This window comes from Acinetobacter sp. HY1485, assembly GCF_027568475.1.
Classification (GTDB): Bacteria; Pseudomonadota; Gammaproteobacteria; order Pseudomonadales; family Moraxellaceae; genus Acinetobacter.
Genome location: NZ_JANKZG010000012.1, coordinates 1 through 18,490 on the forward strand (window position 1 = coordinate 1; position 18,490 = coordinate 18,490).

An 18,490-nucleotide genomic window follows, 5' to 3' on the forward strand; every position below is an offset into this window, starting at 1 on the left:
TTGTGCTGGCGACCATAGCAAGAGTGAACCACCTGATCCCTTCCCGAACTCAGAAGTGAAACCTCTTTGCGCTGATGGTAGTGTGGGGTTACCCATGTGAGAGTAAGTCATCGCCAGCTCATTATTCTAAAGCCCCTCAATGAGGGGCTTTTTTTATGACTGTAATTTACTTGCGTATAATAAAAAGCCTCCAGTTTAGGAGGCCTATAAGTTATTTACTTTTATTCCATTCTTGTATAAATGCCATTGTAAGTTTAGCTGCATTGCGTTGGGCAACACCTGAACCAAAAAATGCGCCAACATTTGGATCATGGTCTGCGCCAGCTAAATCTGAAAGACTTCTAAAAGCAATAAAAGGAATATGATTAGAATAAGCAACTTGAGCGACACTTGCTGTTTCCATATCTACACAATCACCTTGTAAGGATTGGTGCAGGTAGTTTCTGTAGTCTACATTTGCAAGAAATGCGCCACCTGAAATCCCACGTTGTCCCATCACAATTTTGGGTTTGTAACAATTTTGACTATCTTGGCAAATAGATTCTAAATTTGCTTGAGTATTCGCTTGAACTTGAATCGCGCTGTTCCACATTTTTGTATCTACAGGAAAATCAGTTTTCATTTCTCCATATGCAACAGGTTCATCTTTATTACCAATTTTCGTGGTTAATGCCACATTTTGATAATTTGTAGAGTTAATGACATTGGTTTGACGGAAGAACTGTGTACCATAAGCAGGAATACTAGGATCTAATTTAAGACCTAAACAAGAGATATCTCCTGCTGAACCACATGCAGCGGGTGTAGCAGTAGTATTGGCATAATAAACTTCATTTGGCGCAATCCAACTTTTTGCAATAACGACATCGCCTACATGTAAGTTTGGATTAATACTTCCTGCAATACCACTAAATACAATACCTTCAACTTTAAAGTGGTCCGCCATCATTTGCGTTGTCATTGCAGCATTGGTCATACTAATACCGCTTAATGTAATAACAATTGGTGTATTTTCCAATTTACCTGTAATAAATTTACGACCTTGAATAGTATATTCTTTTTTATCTTGCATTGAATGCATAAGAAGATCTGCTTCTTGACCAAATGCAGCAATTAAACCTAAGCGAGGTGTACTATCTGTGAGATATTGAGGGTTAGCTTGAACAATATGTTTTGGTTGAGAAATTGTTGTACAGCCAGTGATTGCTGTTGCAACAGCACCAAGAAAAAGTGAGAGTTTTAGTAAGCGCATGGTAAGTCTTCATTTACTGAAAGATTAACGCTAAATAATAAAGTAAAACTCTCACATCTTTAAAATATTTTTTTATTGGATTTGCTGTTTTAAATCTCTTAGTGCAGTACGAATACTTTCTTGTAAAGTTGGATGATAGTAAGGTTGTTCTAGTAAAGTATCAACTGTGGCATGGTTTGTCATACTCCAAGCCAATAAATGTGCTAAATGCTCAGCATGTTCAACAAATATTTCTGCTCCTAAAATTATCCCATTTGATGGGTTTGCATATATTTTAAGTGCTCCTTTATTTTTACCTAATACTTTTGCACGTCCTTGGTCCTCATAAGAAGCTGTACCTGTAATAAATTTAATTTTCTCATTTTTAAGTTGTTGATAGTTTTTTCCACAAGTTGCCATCTCAGGAGAGCTAAAAGTGATGGTAAGAGGCGTAAGAGAGGTAATAGATTGAATTTTCTCAAAACAATTTTGTACAGCAAGTTTCCCTTCTTGTGATGCTTCATGTTGAACAGGTAAAGTAGGATAGGCATCTCCTACTATAAAAATAGGAAATTTATCTAGCTGCTTAGTTTGAGGATGAAGTGGAAGTTTTTTTATGTCTTGATAATCTGTACTAATATTTTCTAACCCTAAGGTAGTCAGGTATGACATTCGCCCTGTTGCATTTAATAAGTAATCAACAGTTATTGTATTTGAACCATAGGTAATTTCTACGCCTGCTTTTGTGCGCTTCACTTGTTGTGGAAGGGTTTCAAATAAAATATGAAGTTCTTTGCTAATTTCTTTTTGTGCAAGTTCCTGTAAATTTGGATCTGTAAGTGAGCCTAATTGCTTGCTACGGGCAAAAATAGTAACGTTTACGCCTAAGCGTTGCATTGCTTGGGCAAGTTCTAATGCAATGACACCGCTACCGACCACTGCCATAGACTTAGGTAAGTGCGGGAGTTCAAATACAGTATCAGAGGTCAAAAAGCAGTCTTTAAGCTCATTTTGCCATTCTTGATTAATTTTAGGTGTTGAGCCTACAGCAATCACGAAGGATTTTGAGCGATAAGTTTTTCCATTCACTTGTACTGTATGGGCATCTATAAATTGGGCTTTACCATTAATTTTATGTTCTGCTTTCCACGAGTCTGCCTGTTTTTTTGTAGCAGCAGTGAAAGAATCACGTAATGTACGGACACGGTTCATCACTTGTGAAGTGTCTACTTGTACATTTGCTTTAATTCCTACTTTTTCTAATGTTTGGGCATCGTGAAGTTGGTTTGCACTAGAAATTAAAACTTTACTTGGCATGCAACCCACACGTGCACACATAGTGTCCCATGGGCCATCATTAATAATAAGTAAATTATCCGTGTGCTGAATGGCTTCTTTATAAGCGCTAAAGCCTGCTGAACCAGCACCAATAATAATAAGATCGTATGTCATGGTTTTTATTTGATGTTGTTTGACTTACATTTAATATAGTGTAGTACTTTTTTTAAAGTGTTGTAAAAATGTGCTCTCTACGTATAGAAAGCACATCGTTTACTAGTCATCTAGCAAATCCATTTGAACAGCCAATTGGTAAAGGTTACTTGAACGGTTACCTGTACGGCAAAACATTAAGATAGGTTTTGGTAGTTCGTTGTAATGATTTGCAAATTCACGAACATCTAGTTCTGTAATTTGTCCACCTATCACAGGCTGATGAACATAGTCTAAACCTGCTTGACGTGCAGCATCTTCAATTTGAGCACTTGTAGGTTGTTCTGCACCGCCTTCTTGGTCTGGACGGTTATTAATAATAGATTTAAACCCTTTTTCTACCACTTGGCTCATGTGTTCAGGGCTAATTTGTCCTGCAAAACCAACATTTTCGCTCATATTAAACTCCATTAAGCGCATTTTTTAAAAAGTGTCTTTCATATTACATGGGTATGGATTTGCTTTCATTAGTTGTTATGCCAATATATTCATTTTAGGTGATAAATATGATTTTAGTGTGTGGCGCATGTAATGCCAAAAACAGAGTGCCTGAAGATAAATTAACGGCACAACCAAGTTGCGGGCAGTGTCATAAAAATTTAGTGCCACTTGAGCCAATTGAGCTTAATGAAGCTAATTTTAGTACGTTTATTCAAAATAGTGATTTACCTATTTTTGTTGATCTTTGGGCACCTTGGTGTGGTCCTTGTAAAATGATGGCACCACATTTTGCAGAAGTGGCGAAGCAATATCCGCATGTTGTTTTTGCTAAAATTAATACGGAAGATAACCCACGTTTAAGCCAAGCATTTAATGTGCGCAGTATTCCAACATTGGTTTTAATGAATAAAACCACAGAAGTAGCACGAGTAAGTGGAGCGCTACGTGCGCCACAGCTTAAAGAGTGGTTAGCGCAACATTTAGGAGAATAATATGCCAGAAGGTACTTTATCTTTGCAAACCATTGCAATGCCTGCAGACACCAATTGGAGCGGTGATATTTTTGGTGGATGGATTGTTTCTCAAATGGATTTGGCAGGGGCAATTCATGCAGAACGTTTTACACAAGGACGATGTGCCACGATTGCGATTAATCAAATGTCTTTTTTGGTACCTGTAAAAATTGGCGATGTGATTAGTTGTTATACCAAAATTTTAAAGGTAGGCAATACCTCTATTCAAATTCAGATTGAAGTTTGGGATAGCCACGATAGCTCCCGCCCTGCAAAGCAAGTAACACAAGGCATATTTACCTTTGTAGCTGTAGACTCTGAAGGGAAAAAACGAGTAATTGCACAAAGTGTAAAAAATCCCGAATAAATCGGGATTTTTTTTGTTAATCTTTAAAGTTATTAAACTGTAAAGGCACACCAAATTTTTCTTCGCGTAAAAACGCCATAATTTGTTGTAGCGTATCGCGTTTTTTATCGGTTACGCGAATTTTATCACCTTGAATTGAAGATTGTGCTTTGATGCCACTTTCTTTAATCGCCTTGTTAATTTTCTTTGCTGTATCTGAGTCTAAGCCATCTTTAAGCTTAATCACTTGTACAAAGTTTTTTCCTGAAGCGGTTGCTTTTTGTGGGTCTAATGCCTGAATATCAATTTTACGTTTGAAAAAATGATTTTCAAGCATGTTATAGACTTGCTCACATTGGAAATCATTTTCTGTTGAAATTTTAATTTCTTTGGCTTTTTCATTCAGCTCAATCGTGACATCTTGCCCACGGAAGTCAAAGCGAGTTGCAATCTCTTTTTGAGTGTTTTGTACAGCGTGTGCAACCTCAAAGTTTTCAAGTTCTGACACAATATCAAATGATGGCATGTTTATATCCTTTGCAAATAAATGGAATATCTGAGATGCTAAGAGGGTTTTCTTCATTTGCCAAGTGTTGTTTATATAAAAGGAGTACACAATGATCCGTAAACAAGAAATTACAACATTTGATTTCCCACAGGACGCAGTTATTTGGGATGTTCGTGATAATTCTGCTTTTTTAGAAGGGCATGTAAAGGGTGCAGTCAACCTACCTATTACAGAACTGAATGAAGCAGTATTGGCTAAGGTTGCAACGGATCAACCGATTTATCTTTTATGTGGTGGCGGTAGTAAAGCCCCCCGCGCAGCAGAAAAACTAGAAGGATTTGATGCTAGCCGTGAATATGTGATTTTAATGGGTGGAACGCGTGCAGTAAAAGACGCAGGTTTGCCATTAGAATAAAAAAGCGCCTTAAGGCGCTTTTTTATAGTACGGTTTTTTTGGTTTTATTTTTTTCTTGAACCGCAATGGTGAAAGTTTTTCGATGAGTTTCTGTGGTGCAGGGCAAGCCTGTTTTAGAATATCTGCCACTAAAATTTCACTACATAAAGGTGCAAATAAAAAGCCTTTAGACCCCAATCCCGCAAAACTATATACTTTATTGTTTATCTTACCGACAGTTGGAAAGTAATCTAAGCTTTGTGCACGTACCGAAGCACGCCCTTGCCATGTGTTGATAGTAGGTAATTTATAATTTGGATAAACTTTTTCAAGCAGTGCTAAATTGTGCTCATGATCTTCTACAGTAACCTCTGTATCTGCACGATTAGGATGAAAAGAAGCACCTAAAATCAGTTGCTCATCATCTAATTGCATACAATAACCACCATAACTAAATGCTTGATTGAGCGGTAATTGATTTGAAGTACACCAGCTTACTTGTCCTCGAATGGGTTTAAGGATTGGATGATCATCAATCAATGTAGGATTAGCAAGCGCTGTACAGACGATAATATGATCAAAGTGGTCAAGTGCAGATAGATCGTTAATATTTTGTTGATACAGCTGAATAAGAGGATGTTCTAAAATTTCATCTTTAAGTTGATGTGGTGAAATTGCACCTGCATGTTTAAGTTGAGCCCGAGGATGATGTGTTTCTAAAGCGCTTGTTGTGACTTGTTCAAGTTGTGGATAATCAGCAATAAGTTGTTGTAGTTCGCCAATTTGTTCTACTTGTATGGCACGGAATGCTTTAAATTGTGTGTAGTGATTAAGTGCATATTGCCAACTTAATGTCATTAAATGTTCGGGTGCTTGCTCAATTGGGCATAATTTGGGGTTAAGTAGTGCAAGCGGATTGCCTGAACCACCCGCAAGCGGTTGATCTTTTTCAAAAATACTGACTTGATGCCCGCGCTGTGCAAATGCCCATGCAATGTTTAAGCCTGCAATCCCTGCGCCAATCACCGCAATGTGTTTTTGTGATGTTGGCTGATATATATTTTCGGGTTGCCAAATGGCTTTGAGCATTTCTCTTTTATGTCCAAATCCACGCGGGCGAGTGATATGAATGCCGTGTGCTTTTAGACCACGTTTAAGCACGCCTGCCACACTAAAAGACGCAAATGTCGTTGATGGAGCAGAAAGTCTTACAATATGGTTGAGTACATTTTCTTCCCAAAGCTCAGGATTACAAGACGGTGCAAAGCCATCTAAAAACCAAGCATTGACGTTGAATATTTTGGGAATAACAGGAAATACATCGTGTGCATCGCCAAGCCATAAATCTAAGCTAAAACGTTCTTTAGGAAAATTTAAGCGATGACAACCTGCAATGGGTGATGGATACTGCTCAATGATTTGATCTGCAAGCGGTTTCAGTTCTGTCCAAACAGACAGGGCTCGAATTAAATCTGCACGAGTAAGTGGAAATTTTTCTACACTGATAGCATGTAAATGGCTGTGATTATTGGGGCGAACTTGTTGCCATAGTTGCCATAACGCTAGGATATTTAGCCCTGTGCCAAAGCCTGTTTCACCAACACAGAAATAATCGTAATCATCAAGCTTGCTTAAGCGTTCTGTCAGGTCATTACCATTTAAAAAAACATGGCGTGTTTCGAGTAAGCCATTATCTTTAGAAAAATAGACATCGCCAAACTGTGTGGATACAGGAATGTCGATGCCATCAATTTGTTGCCATTGTAATGTTGCAGTTTGAATCATGGTTACCACTGACGACGACGTTTTGCATGAATATAACTTGCAATTAAACAACCAAGTAAGACGCCAACGCCAAGCGTTGCTGCGCCATACATAAACATTTGAGCACTTCGTTCACTTTGTAAAACTTGTACTTGAACATTGAGATTGTCATTTTTAAGTTGTAAAGCTTGATTTTGAGCAAGTGCATCCAAATTAGCTTTTTCAAGCTGCTGCATACGGTTGGCTTGATCTTTAATTAAAGCCTTTGTTTTTGCATCTTCATCTGCTTTTTTGACAATAGTTTGTTGTTGTAGTGCAGGCTCAATTAAAGCAGGAGGAGCAGCCATGCAGTTAAGACTTAAAAGCCCAAGCAGTGTAACAATGGCAAAGCGCATAAGGTTAGACCTTTGGAAAAACTTGGATGAACGGTTTCACATCAATATGGTCGTATACGCCTGCATGTAGGTATGGTTCTTCTTGTAACCATACATCTAATGCTTCGCGTGTTTCAAAATCTACCACAAGTGTACTGCCCCAAAAGCCTACGTCTTTTGGCATTGGACCTGCCAAAATAAGTTGTCCTTTTTGATGCAGCTGTTCTAAACGTGCCAAATGGGCAGGACGTGCTGTCATGCGTTGTTCTAATGTGCCTTCCTTGTCTATGCACGTCACAATAAATAAAGCCATAATATTATTCTTCAGGTGATTTAAAATGTTTACGTAAGAGAATGAATTGAATTGCAATAAATGAAAACATGACAATCATGTCGCCAAATGCGCTGAATTCGCCCCAGTATTTACCATGCATAAATAAAAATGCAAAAAATACATGCAAAAATGACATAAGCACAAACATGCCTGCCCAAGCATAGTTAAGTTTTTTCCAACCTGCTTGGCTAAGTTCTAATACAGGACCAAACATACGTTTAATGAGGGGTGCACGGTCTTTGGTAAAAAATGGTGAGAGTGCAAATGCGCCTGCAAATGCTAAATTTAAAAGAGCTGCTTTAAGTTTGATGTAAAAATCATCACTTAACGCAAGGGTGATACCCCCAAAAATAATGGTCATAAATAAAATTAACCATTGTTGTTTGTCTAGGCGGAATTTTTGGCTAACAAATAAAACACCATACACCACTAACATGGCAATCATAAGACCGACGGTTGCCACTAAAATATTATTATTGTCTACGCCACCTGTAGAATGAATAAGTTGTAATAACGGATGGTGCGTATCTTTTGGATCGACTGTTTTATAAAGGTAAAAAAAGATAATTAAAGGTACAAAGTCCAAAAGTGCTTTCATGTTAGAGTGTAAAGTCCTGTTGCGCGGATGGTATAGTATAGAATATGCAAGGTATAGATTTACATACACACAGCAATATTTCTGATGGAGAATTATTGCCCGAAGTTTTAGTACAACATGCTGCTAAAGCAGGTGTTCATACTTTAGCATTAACTGATCATGATTCAATGGATGGCTTAAAACGAGCTGAAATTGAAGCACAAAAATATGAAATTCGTTTAATTTCAGGCACTGAAATTTCAAGTCAATGGTCACGCCCTGCTACAAAAAGAACTTATGGGGTACATATTGTTGGGCTTAATATGCAACAGCCTGAAGTTCTAGAGCAGGTGTTACAACAGCAAAAACAAATTCGTGCCACTCGTGCTGTCGACATTTGCCAAAAATTAGAAAAAATTTTAAAGCATGATTTTCTACCTGAAATTTTACAACAGGTAGATGGGCACACTGATCGTATTACCCGTAGTCATATTGCTAAGGCATTGGTAGAGCGCCGTGCAGTGAGTCGTTTGCAACAAGCATTTGATCGTTTTTTAAAAGAAGGAAAGCCTGCATTTGTTAAATTTGAGGGGCTAGGTTTAGCCGAAACAATACAAGCTATCCATGATGCAAAAGGCTTTGCAGTACTTGCACATCCAACACGTTATGATTTATCTGCAACCAATATCCGCTATTTGATTGGTCTATTTGCAGAGCATGGTGGGGATGCAGTTGAACTACCCCCTGCTATTGACCCATCTAGTACACGCCAAATGGTTGACCGACTCATTGATGAGCATCAGCTAAGTGTGTCTGTAGGCAGTGATTTTCATGGAGCACATATGCCATGGCTTAGACTTGGGAATATTCCTAAAATTAAAGAAAATCAGACGGGTATTTGGGAAAAATTTTAAAGTAAATTATGATGTTTAGGCTGAATTGCGGGTGGCAAAGGTTTACCTAATGAGCTTAAAATTTCACGTTCAATAAGCCGTACAATAGAATCTAAGGGCAAATCGTTATTTTGTGTCCCAAACGGTTCTTCAATTTCTGCACTGAGCTTATCCCAACCTAACAGCATATATGCCAACAGCCCAACCAAAATAGGTGTCCACAACCCTAAAACTGCGCCTAAGCTAAATGGAAGAACAAAGCAAAATCCATAGACTGCACGGTTTAACAGCACAGAGTAAGCAAAAGGAACGGGTGTGCTCGCAATACGATCACAGCCTGCTTGTACATTACCAATAGCAATAATATGTTGGTTGAGTTGTTGGTAAATAATATCGGTAACTTCTTTATTTTGGTATGCCTGTAATAGTTCCCACTGCATTAGACCCAACGTATATTGTGGTGCATTTAAATGGTTGTTGAGGTGCTGTATCGTATTGGCATCAAGCTGTAACGTATCCAAAAATTGTTCTGGATTAGCAGTTTGATGACGTAAACGATCTCTCAGGACATTGGCAAATACCATGAGATGATGCAAAATTTTCTCACGCCGTGAATGGCTTAACATTCGAGAGTCGCGGTCTAAATGCCGAGCATTTGCAATGAGTGCACCCCAAAGTTTACGACCTTCCCACCAACGGTCATAACTGGCATTATTTCGAAAGGCTAAAAAGATAGATAAAATAACCCCAAAAATGGTAAATCCAATTGCAGGGACTTGTGGTGGATGAACAAAACCATGATAAGCCAAGATACAAATTAATGCTGAGATCGCCATCAATACACATATTGCGGGTAAAACACGGGGCAAAATTGTACCTTTCCATGCAAAAAGTATATTTAAGGTTTTACTTTTATCGCGGATAATCATGTGACTTAAAGCAGTTGTTGCGTTGCAAAAGAGAATGAACCTGTTGGCGCAATAATGCAATGATCAACGAGTTTGATTTCAAGCAAAGAAGAGGCTCGCTGAATGTTATTAGTGAGTTCAATATCTGCTTGTGAGGGTTGTGCTTGAGCAAAAGGATGATTGTGTGCAACTACAATATGTGTAGCATGTTTTTGAATAACATGACGCATTAAATGATTAATGGAAACGGTACAATAATTTGTTGTGCCAAAAAATAATATATCAAAGCCTAAAAATGCAAAATCTGCATCTAGGCACAGCACAGCAAACACTTCTTGTTTTTGTGATTGTAGTTCGTAACGTAAAAAATCTAATACTTTTTGTGTATTATCAAACGTTTGTTTTTGATATATGTAGTCTTCACCAATATATCGCCGTCCTAATTCTTTGGCTGCCATGAGTTGCACATATTTGGTATCACCAATGCCATTAAAGTGCGTTAGGTCGGGTAATGAGCTATCTAAAACATCTTTTAAGCTACCAAAATGTTGAATAAGTTGGCGAGATAAGTCTACTGCCGATTGTTGTTTTGAACCTGAACGTAAAAATATCGCAAGTAATTCGGCATCAGATAAGCTTTGAGCGCCTTGCTGAAGAAGACGTTCTCTTGGTCGCTCTTGTACGGGCCAAGATTTAATAGAAATGGTCATTGTCGTAAATCTTAATTTAGTGCTATTGTAAAAAAATATTAAAAAACAAAGGATAGCCCATTTGTGCGTACGGGTGTAAAAAACATTTTAGTGGCAGTAACAGGTGGTATTGCAGCATATAAAAGTGCCATTTTGGTTCGTCGTTTAAAAGATTATGGTTTTGATGTCCGTGTGGTAATGACCAAAGGGGCACAAGCATTTGTGACACCTTTAACGTTTCAAGCACTTTCAGGGCATCCTGTGCATACAGCACTTTTAGACTCAGAAGCCGAAGCAGGGATGGGACATATTGAGCTTGCAAAGTGGGCAGAGCTATTACTTGTTGCGCCTGCAAGTTGCGATGTAATTGCAAAATTTGCACATGGCTTAGCAGATGATTTGTTAAGTACATTGTACCTAGCAACGGCTGCGCCTGTATGGGTGGTACCTGCAATGAATCAACAAATGTGGAGCGCACATGCCACGCAGCGTAACTTAGATATTTTAAGACAAGATGCTGTAACAGTGGTAATGCCTGATGCAGGTGAGCAAGCATGTGGTGATGTTGGATTGGGACGTATGCCTGAACCTGAATATCTTGCTAAACAAGTTGATGCGTATTTTAAACAACCGCAATTATTGCAAGGTCAGCATGTGGTGATTACTGCGGGACCAACCCGTGAGGCAATTGATCCTGTTCGTTATATTTCTAATCATAGCAGTGGAAAAATGGGTTTTGCCTTGGCAGAAGCTTGTGTAAAGGCGGGCGCACGTGTAACGCTGATTGCAGGTCCTGTCAGTTTAGCAACGCCAAAGGGTGTAGAACGTGTTGATGTGGTGTCTGCAGATGATATGCTTGAGCAGAGTTTAAAACATGTTAATAGCGATGTATTTATTGCCACTGCTGCAGTTGCCGATTATAAAGTTGAAAAAGTTGCTTCTCAAAAAATTAAAAAAACAGGCGATACGTTAAATCTTAATTTTGTAAAAAATCCTGATATTGTGGCGACGATGGCCAAACAATCTAAACGTCCTTTTATGGTGGGGTTTGCAGCTGAAACACAAAATATTGAAGATTATGCCAATGGTAAATTGGTGAATAAAAAATTAGATATGATTGCCTGTAATGATGTGTCGCGTGGGGATATTGGTTTTGGTGCAGATGATAATGCCATGACGGTATTTTTTGCACAGCATTATCAACTGTCTAAACGTATTTTAGAAAAAGCACCTAAAACACAGATTGCACAACAACTTGTGAGTGCAATAGCTGATGCTCTAAGGGGTTGAGGCTTCTAATTCTTCAATTTGATCTTTTAGGGCGTTTGTACGGGTTTTGGTCATTTCAGCTTGGCAGTTGAGTTCTGTTATGTCTTTTTCAGAATCTTCTGCATCATTGGCTTGAAGTTGACATTCTAATTTACGTTTTTTGAGCCATGCGCGTTGCTCATCAAGCAAAGCATCACGGACTGTGCTTGTGGTGCTGTTCCAAACTAAGTTTAAACCTGTATTGGCTTTTTCAATATTTTTTTGAGCGTCTTGCATACGTTCGATATGTACTTCTTCTGCCGTTGGCTCAGGTTCTTCCTCACCTATTGTCTCTTGCTCTTGTGCTGCTTGTACGGCATTTTTACGTAACGGCAAAGCGAGTGCATCCATAAGCGTATTTGCAGATAGCTCAAGTAAATCATTGGCATCTAAATTGATATACAGTTTTTTGCCATCATCAGTCGGTTGTAAGTTGTAATTGATGTCTTTAACAAAGGTATGTTGTTTTAACTCAATATATTTGAGGTCTGCATTTGTAGCAACATTTGGCTCTTGGTATAAATCTGCATTGGTATTGGCATCATCAATTACTTGTTGTGGTACTTCAATTTGAACATTGGCAACGCAATATTGTTTATTCTGTTCTTTTTTATCAGTTCTTACATCGTTAATTTCTATTTTAAACTGTTTAAGTGTTTGGCGAATTTTTGCTGTATCAACAGTTAAATTTTCCTCGCTAATAATTTTTTTTTGCTGACTAATTGCCATATTCGTCAGTTGATCTATAAGCGTTTGTTGCGCTAAGGCTTTCGTTTCAGCTGAATTACATTCAACAGGCATTTCTTTTTTGCAGCCCACTAAAGCCAAAAGGGTCATTAAACTCAGTAACGTTTTTTTCATAATCAATGCTGTTTATTTAAGCGATATAAGCGATACATGAGCAGTACACAGGCAACGCTTAAGCCAATAATCAGTCCAATCCAAATATATTGAGGTCCTAAATTTGCATAGCGTATCCAGTACACACTTAAAGGGAGTGCGATCATCCAGTACGCAATCATGGTAATCCACATGGGTGCTTGAGTGTCTTGCATACCACGTAAACAACCTGCTGCACTGACTTGCCACGCATCCATAAGCTGATATGCAATACAAAATTGTAAGAGATAAAGTGCAATGTTCGCAACATCTTGATTTTGTGTATATAGCTGAATAATTTGATCATGGAGTAAGGCAATAAAGCTCATAGTAAAAATGGCAGAAAGCGTTGCGGTGATTAAGCCCACTTTCTGTACTTTTTTAACGGCATACCAATTTTTTTCGCCGTAATATGTGCCTACACGAATGGTCAGTGCAATTGCAAGTGACATTGGAATCATGAATAACTGAGATGTAACAGATAGCGCAATTTGATGTGCAGCAATCACTGTTTCGCCCAATGGACTTAAAATAATAGAAGCAGCTGAGAAAATACTGACTTCAAAAAAAACTGCCATACCAATGGGTAAGCCGAGCATCAGAATTTTTTTGATGACAGTAATATCAAGTGCACCTAAGGTATCAAAAATTGTTTGGTAGGCTTTGGCTTTGTGAATATATAGCGCTAAACACAGCAACATGAGCCATTGCAAAATCGCCGTAGCAAACCCACAGCCTGCGCTACCTAGTTGTGGAATTGGTCCAAAACCATACATAAAAATTAAATCTAATGGAATCAGTACAAGCAATGAGACAAGACTAATAACGGTAATTGGGCGAGGGTGTCCTAATGCTTCTGAGTAGCAACGTAACGAAGTATACATACAGGCAGCAGGCATACCAAAGCCAATCGCATGTAAAAACAAACTTGCTTTGGGCTGTAAATCTAAAGGGACTTTAAATAATGGCAATAACAAGGGGAGTACTTGTAAAATAAGCAGTGCTAATACACCTAAGCCTGCTGATACCCAAAGTGATTGACGTACTAAATGTGGAATACGCTCGGGCGAACGAGCACCCACTGCTTCGGCAACCAGTGGCGTTGTGGCTAAAATAATACCTGTAAAAAGGAGTAAAACAGGAATCCAAATACCCACTCCTACGGCAATCGCCGCAAGGTCAACCGCAGAGAAATGCCCTGCCATAATGGTGTCAATTAAACCAAGACCTGCTTGTGCAAACTGTGTAATTAAAATAGGGAGCATTAAGGTTAGCAAATGCTTAAATTCTTTTTTGGATGATGTTCGCACAATTCACTCCCGTTAAAACACGCATGATACCGTAAAAAAACATGCAGAGCTGTTTTTGAAGCGTGATAAAATTGCTGTTTTGGTTTGTTGGTAGACGTGTGTTGATTGTGTCAGATATCCCGTTATCGTTATATATTCATATGCCGTGGTGTGTGAAAAAATGTCCGTATTGCGATTTTAATTCACATGCTGTGCCAGAGGGTGCGTTATCGCAATCGCTTGAACAAGAATACTTAACGGCATTGGTAGAAGACTTCAAAACACAAACCCAATGGGCACAAGGACGTGCAATTCATAGTATTTTTATTGGGGGTGGAACGCCGTCTTTAATTTCAGCACAAGGTTATGCGTGGTTATTTGACCAACTGCAAGCGATTATTCCATTCCAAAAACATTGTGAAATTACGTTAGAAGCAAACCCAGGAACACTTGAACATCAGCCATTTGAAGATTATCTAAAAGCAGGCATTAATCGTTTATCCATCGGAGTGCAAAGTTTTGATGAAGTACATTTACAGCGTTTAGGGCGTATCCATAGTGGTGATAATGCAAAAAATGCCATTGAGCAATCTAAAAAAGCAGGGTTTCAACGTGTTAATGTTGACCTTATGCATGGCTTACCTGAGCAAACCTTAGAACAGGCATTATTAGATTTACAACTTGCAGTTGAGCAGGGTGCAACACATATTTCGTGGTATCAACTGACCATTGAGCCTAATACAGTTTTTTTCCGTACTCAACCTGTGTTACCGCACGAAGATACTTTACTTGCCATTCAAGAACAGGGTGAAGCCTATTTAAAATCAAAAGGTTTTATTAATTATGAAGTGTCGGCATGGCGTAAAGAACAGCCTTCAGCGCATAATTTAAATTATTGGCAGTTTGGAGATTATTTAGCCATTGGTGCAGGCGCACATGGTAAGTTCACTCAAGGAGATGGGATTTATCGTTTTCAAAAAACACGTTTGCCTAAAGACTACTTAGCACAAGTGCCTGCATCGACAGTGAATTTACAAAAAATCCAAAATCAAGATTTGCCCTTTGAATTTATGATGAATGCATTACGTTTAAATGATGGCGTGGCATTTGAGTTATATACACAGCGTACAGGTTTAGATTTTAAGACCATTTCTAAACAAGTTGAGAAACTACAACAACAAAAACTGATGCAACCTCATCGTTTAGCATGTACGCCACAAGGTCACTTATTTTTAAACTCGTTACTTGAAGAATTTTTATGACAGCACAATCCGTTATTTTACCGTTGCCATCAGACCATGCTCGTTTTATTGCTATTCGCTTGGGGAAACTTTCAATTGAAGGTTTAAAAAAACAGTTAAGCAAACTTTTTTCTGAAAGAGATCGTTTAATTACGCAACATCCTGAGGCACAAATTAAAACTGCTATAGCATTTGGTCCACAGCTTTGGACGCAGCTATACGATCAAGCACCACAAAATTTTTATCAGCTTGAACCTCAGCAGGGCAAATTTGAAATGCCTGTGCAAGAAGCAGATGTGTTTATTCATATTGCCAGCCAACGTACCGATATTTGTTTTGCGTTAAGCCAAGCATTTTTTAATAACGTGCGTGATGACCTAGACGTTTTAGAAGAACGTGTGTGTTTCCGCTATTTAGATGGGCGTGATTTAACAGGCTTTATTGATGGTACAGAAAATCCACAATTTAAAGAAGACCGTGCGGAAACCACGTTACTTGAAGATGAAGCATTTAAAGATGGTACTTTTGTGTTTGCACAACGTTATGTGCATGACTTACAAAAATGGCAACGTTTAAAAGTAGATGCACAAGAAAATGTGATTGGTCGTACTAAACTTGAATCTATTGAATTAGATGATGAGGTAAAACCAGATAACGCACATATTGCCCGTACAGTGGTAGAAGATGACGAAGGCGAAGAGCTTGAAATTTTACGTCATAGCTTACCGTATGGCGATGGGCACGGCGAGCAAGGCTTATATTTTGTGGCATATACCAAAGAGCTTAAACGTATTGATTTAATGTTAGAGCGTATGTTTGGTACAAGCGGAGATGGTATCCATGACCGCTTATTGCACTTTGTAACGCCTGTAGATGGTGCGTATTATTTTGCACCATCAGAAGAGCTATTAAAGGAAATCTTGTAAGTTTAGCTTGATGCCATTCCAAATATAAAATGATTCAATGGCTTGCCCGACAAGCATGCCGTAACCATCGCTATTAGGGAGATTACGTTGTTGGGCTTGCTGTAAGAAATGAGATGGCTTGCCATAAGCCATTTCATAGGCATATTTAAACTGTAAGTCATCAGGTAAATCTAATGCATCGCCCGACAAACTTGCCGAGGTTGCATTAATAATAATATCAAAGTTTCCTGATAATGCATTTAGTGGCATAGTGCTAAGCGTCGTATGGCTGAGAGCAGGTTGTAACTCGTGAATCAGGGTATTTGCCTTTTCGATGGTACGGTTGGCAATGGTGATGTGTGCTACACCTGCCTGTGCAAGTGGATACATTACACCTCTGGTTGCACCGCCCGCACCAATAATTAGAATTTTACTGTGTTGAAGCGTCCAATCTAACGCTTGTAAGGCATTAACCAATCCTTGTCCATCGGTATTATCACCGTAAAGTTTTCCATCTTTTTTCCAAAGTGTATTTACGGCTTTTGCAATTTTGGCACGTTCGCTAAGCTCATCGCATTGGGCATATGCTTGTTCTTTAAAAGGCACCGTCACATTAAGCCCACAGCCATCTTGTTCAAAAAACTCTTGAATACTGTGCGTAAAACCATCTAAAGGTGCTAAACGTTTTTGGTAAATAAGATCAATATTGGCATGTTTGGCAAAGGCATGGTGAAGCTGTGGTGACTTTGAATGTTCGATAGGGTTGCCAATCACTGCAAATTTTTTTGTCATAAATATTTCCTTAGCATACTGTTACACAGTTTATGTAAATTCGATGTTAAATTAAAAGCATAAAAAGTAAGCACTATAAAGGAGAATAAAAATGTCAATGAACCCCTTAGATCTACTCAACGAGCAGGTCACACCTCAGGTGGTGAATAGTCAACAACTCGACATTGATGTCGATAAAAAAGCATCATTGCTTGCACAGTTTTATCCAATATTACTGGCAACGTTCCATCATTTTCCAGAACGAGTGTCAGAAGTTGCTCATTTACAACAAGATGCTTTAAATCGTGCTTTTGTAAATGATACCGCAGCGATTGATTCATTGGTATCGGGTTTTATTAAGCATCATAGTTTGCCAGAGCCGACCGTAAAAGCTTTATTTAATACGGCTATTCCATTATCTGCACAAGCCTTAGAAGATTATGCAGGTCAAGATAAAGTGGCGGCATATTTACATCAGCATCTGCCTGTTATTGCAAATGCATTTCCTGCTTGGGCATCAGGTATTTTAAGTGCATTGGGGCTCAGTAGTATTTTAACGGCAAATCATACTTCACAGCATGTTTATACAGAAGAGCGTAAAGCAGGAGGCATTTGGCGTTGGTTGGCTGCATTGATTGCGTTTTTAATTTTAGCGTTTTTAGTCATGTTTTTTATGAAGTCATGTCAGCATAAAGATGATATGGCAACAAATACAGTGGCATCGAATCCGCAACCAACTGAGCAACCACAAGCAACAATGGTTGCAACAACACCTGCACAAATTGCATTAACTTCAGGTACGGGGCAACAGGTACAAGCATGTCATGCATCTTTAGGTAATGAAAGTTTAGCAAGTCAGTTCCGTACGGCATTTTCACAAGTATTTGGTATGCAAGAAAAATGTCAGATTATGGTTGATCAAGCATATGCAACTACATTACCTGCACAAGATAAATTACAAGATATTTTTAATGCTGTAAAAGCAGTACCCAATGCAAGTTTAGAATGGAAAGGCAATCAAATTGTATTAAATGCACCAGACCAAACAGCACTTGCTGCGTTAGTAGAAAAAGCAAAAGCACTTGCACCTGATTTACAAGTCACCACTGCCGCACCTCTAGATGTAGAAAAATCGGTTGGGCAAAGTGTGGATGACAGTAAACAAGCATTAGCAAGTTTAAATGAGTCGGCACGTCCTGAAGATATTGCGCGTGCCTTAAATATTCAAATTATTAATTTTGCAAGTAGTTCAAAAACAATTCCGCAAGTCAATAAAGATGTACTTGACGAAGCAGCCGAACTGATTAAGAAAGTGCCAAATGTACAGTTAGATGTAGAAGGATATACCGATTCTACAGGTAATCCTGAATTGAATAAAAATCTATCACAACGCCGTGCGCAATCTGTGGTGGATTACTTAGTATCTAAAGGCGTAGAGCGTCAAAAACTCAAAGCTGTAGGATATGGTCAAGAAAATCCAATTGCAGATAACGCAACAGATCAAGGTAAATTCCGTAATCGCCGTATTGAATTTAAGGTTATTAATACCCAAAGTGGCAAAACATCTGTGGTAGATGAGCAACATGCTCAAACATCAACAGCAGAGCAAGCCGCTCACTAAACAAAATGACGAGC

At 38.6% G+C, this 18,490-nt stretch carries 20 protein-coding genes, 1 rRNA gene and 1 pseudogene; 9 read left to right on the top strand and 13 right to left on the bottom strand.

The genetic code is table 11. From position 1 onward, the window contains the following. Nucleotides 1–4: 4 nt before the first annotated feature. A 5S ribosomal RNA gene (gene rrf, locus PCI70_RS10780) occupies nt 5–119 on the top strand. A gap of 92 nt (nt 120–211) precedes the next feature. Here the strand turns inward: rrf and PCI70_RS10785 are convergent. From PCI70_RS10785 to PCI70_RS10795, 3 genes are all read right to left on the bottom strand, one after another. Continuing rightward, nucleotides 212–1,252: a 5'-methylthioadenosine/S-adenosylhomocysteine nucleosidase gene (locus PCI70_RS10785; RefSeq protein WP_269915342.1), complete on the bottom strand. Its 1,041-nt coding sequence runs from the start codon at nt 1,250–1,252 to the stop codon at nt 212–214. Between the two features lie 72 nt (nt 1,253–1,324). Next, nucleotides 1,325–2,683 carry a dihydrolipoyl dehydrogenase gene (locus PCI70_RS10790; RefSeq protein ID WP_269915343.1) on the bottom strand — a complete coding sequence of 453 codons (1,359 nt, stop codon included), beginning with the start codon at nt 2,681–2,683 and terminating at the stop codon, nt 1,325–1,327. A 102-nt stretch (nt 2,684–2,785) separates the two neighbouring features. Next, nucleotides 2,786–3,121: a TIGR01244 family sulfur transferase gene (locus PCI70_RS10795; protein ID WP_269915344.1), complete on the bottom strand. Its 336-nt coding sequence runs from the start codon at nt 3,119–3,121 to the stop codon at nt 2,786–2,788. A gap of 107 nt (nt 3,122–3,228) precedes the next feature. Here PCI70_RS10795 and trxC point away from each other — a divergent pair, with 107 nt between their 5' ends. Together trxC and PCI70_RS10805 are read left to right on the top strand one after the other, a co-directional pair. Continuing rightward, nucleotides 3,229–3,654, top strand: coding sequence for a thioredoxin TrxC (trxC, locus tag PCI70_RS10800; protein ID WP_269915345.1), 426 nt, complete (start codon nt 3,229–3,231; stop codon nt 3,652–3,654). Between the two features lies 1 nt (nt 3,655). Beyond that, on the top strand, nt 3,656–4,042 hold the full coding sequence (locus PCI70_RS10805) for an acyl-CoA thioesterase (protein ID WP_269915346.1): 387 nt from the start codon (nt 3,656–3,658) through the stop codon (nt 4,040–4,042). A gap of 16 nt (nt 4,043–4,058) precedes the next feature. Here PCI70_RS10805 and PCI70_RS10810 read toward each other — a convergent pair whose 3' ends face one another. After that, entirely contained in the window at nt 4,059–4,547 is a 489-nt protein-coding gene (locus tag PCI70_RS10810; RefSeq protein WP_269915347.1) for a YajQ family cyclic di-GMP-binding protein, read from the bottom strand. A 91-nt stretch (nt 4,548–4,638) separates the two neighbouring features. On the opposite strand from PCI70_RS10810, the gene PCI70_RS10815 reads away from it, so the two are divergent. Then, nucleotides 4,639–4,944 (top strand): rhodanese-like domain-containing protein, encoded by a 306-nt coding sequence (locus PCI70_RS10815; RefSeq protein WP_269915348.1) that lies wholly within the window; start codon nt 4,639–4,641, stop codon nt 4,942–4,944. A 9-nt stretch (nt 4,945–4,953) separates the two neighbouring features. Here the strand turns inward: PCI70_RS10815 and mnmD are convergent, their stop codons facing one another. The 4 genes and pseudogenes from mnmD to PCI70_RS10835 all read right to left on the bottom strand — a co-directional run bounded on the left by mnmD (nt 4,954) and on the right by PCI70_RS10835 (nt 7,993). Next, nucleotides 4,954–6,708 carry a tRNA (5-methylaminomethyl-2-thiouridine)(34)-methyltransferase MnmD gene (gene mnmD, locus PCI70_RS10820; protein ID WP_269915349.1) on the bottom strand — a complete coding sequence of 585 codons (1,755 nt, stop codon included), beginning with the start codon at nt 6,706–6,708 and terminating at the stop codon, nt 4,954–4,956. 2 nt (nt 6,709–6,710) lie between these two features. Then, nucleotides 6,711–6,971: pseudogene (locus PCI70_RS10825) on the bottom strand (hypothetical protein); the annotation flags it as partial. A gap of 115 nt (nt 6,972–7,086) precedes the next feature. Next, nucleotides 7,087–7,374, bottom strand: coding sequence for a YciI family protein (locus tag PCI70_RS10830; protein WP_269915351.1), 288 nt, complete (start codon nt 7,372–7,374; stop codon nt 7,087–7,089). A 4-nt stretch (nt 7,375–7,378) separates the two neighbouring features. After that, nucleotides 7,379–7,993, bottom strand: a complete 615-nt coding sequence (locus tag PCI70_RS10835; RefSeq protein ID WP_269915352.1) for an inner membrane-spanning protein YciB — start codon at nt 7,991–7,993, stop codon at nt 7,379–7,381. A gap of 44 nt (nt 7,994–8,037) precedes the next feature. Between PCI70_RS10835 and PCI70_RS10840 the strand changes: the two genes are divergently transcribed. Next, the gene (locus PCI70_RS10840; RefSeq protein ID WP_269915353.1) at nt 8,038–8,886 is read left to right on the top strand and encodes a PHP domain-containing protein; all 849 of its coding nucleotides are present in this window, start codon (nt 8,038–8,040) and stop codon (nt 8,884–8,886) included. Here PCI70_RS10840 and PCI70_RS10845 read toward each other — a convergent pair. Next, a complete protein-coding gene (locus tag PCI70_RS10845) occupies nt 8,883–9,794 on the bottom strand; it encodes a bestrophin family protein (RefSeq protein ID WP_269915354.1) in 912 nt (303 codons plus the stop codon). The genes PCI70_RS10840 and PCI70_RS10845 overlap by 4 nt on opposite strands. A gap of 5 nt (nt 9,795–9,799) precedes the next feature. After that, complete coding sequence (gene radC / locus PCI70_RS10850; RefSeq protein WP_269915355.1) at nt 9,800–10,483, bottom strand: RadC family protein; 684 nt, start codon at nt 10,481–10,483, stop codon at nt 9,800–9,802. Between the two features lie 63 nt (nt 10,484–10,546). Here radC and coaBC point away from each other — a divergent pair, with 63 nt between their 5' ends. Beyond that, nucleotides 10,547–11,752 carry a bifunctional phosphopantothenoylcysteine decarboxylase/phosphopantothenate--cysteine ligase CoaBC gene (gene coaBC / locus PCI70_RS10855; RefSeq protein ID WP_269915356.1) on the top strand — a complete coding sequence of 402 codons (1,206 nt, stop codon included), beginning with the start codon at nt 10,547–10,549 and terminating at the stop codon, nt 11,750–11,752. On the opposite strand, the gene PCI70_RS10860 is transcribed toward coaBC, so the two are convergent. Then, entirely contained in the window at nt 11,741–12,631 is an 891-nt protein-coding gene (locus PCI70_RS10860) for a lysozyme inhibitor LprI family protein (protein ID WP_269915357.1), read from the bottom strand. The genes coaBC and PCI70_RS10860 overlap by 12 nt on opposite strands. 2 nt (nt 12,632–12,633) lie before the next feature. Further along, entirely contained in the window at nt 12,634–13,914 is a 1,281-nt protein-coding gene (locus tag PCI70_RS10865) for an MATE family efflux transporter (protein ID WP_442865212.1), read from the bottom strand. Nucleotides 13,915–14,099: 185 nt separating this feature from the next. On the opposite strand from PCI70_RS10865, the gene hemW reads away from it, so the two are divergent. After that, nucleotides 14,100–15,200 carry a radical SAM family heme chaperone HemW gene (gene hemW, locus PCI70_RS10870; protein ID WP_442865213.1) on the top strand — a complete coding sequence of 367 codons (1,101 nt, stop codon included), beginning with the start codon at nt 14,100–14,102 and terminating at the stop codon, nt 15,198–15,200. Further along, on the top strand, nt 15,197–16,105 hold the full coding sequence (locus tag PCI70_RS10875) for a Dyp-type peroxidase (protein ID WP_269915359.1): 909 nt from the start codon (nt 15,197–15,199) through the stop codon (nt 16,103–16,105). The genes hemW and PCI70_RS10875 overlap by 4 nt, the downstream gene beginning before the upstream one ends. Here the strand turns inward: PCI70_RS10875 and aroE are convergent. After that, entirely contained in the window at nt 16,088–16,876 is a 789-nt protein-coding gene (gene aroE, locus PCI70_RS10880; protein WP_269915360.1) for a shikimate dehydrogenase, read from the bottom strand. The two genes, PCI70_RS10875 and aroE, sit on opposite strands and share 18 nt — an antisense overlap. Nucleotides 16,877–16,967: 91 nt before the next feature. Here aroE and PCI70_RS10885 point away from each other — a divergent pair, with 91 nt between their 5' ends. After that, nucleotides 16,968–18,476, top strand: a complete 1,509-nt coding sequence (locus PCI70_RS10885; protein WP_269915361.1) for an OmpA family protein — start codon at nt 16,968–16,970, stop codon at nt 18,474–18,476. Nucleotides 18,477–18,490: the final 14 nt, after the last annotated feature.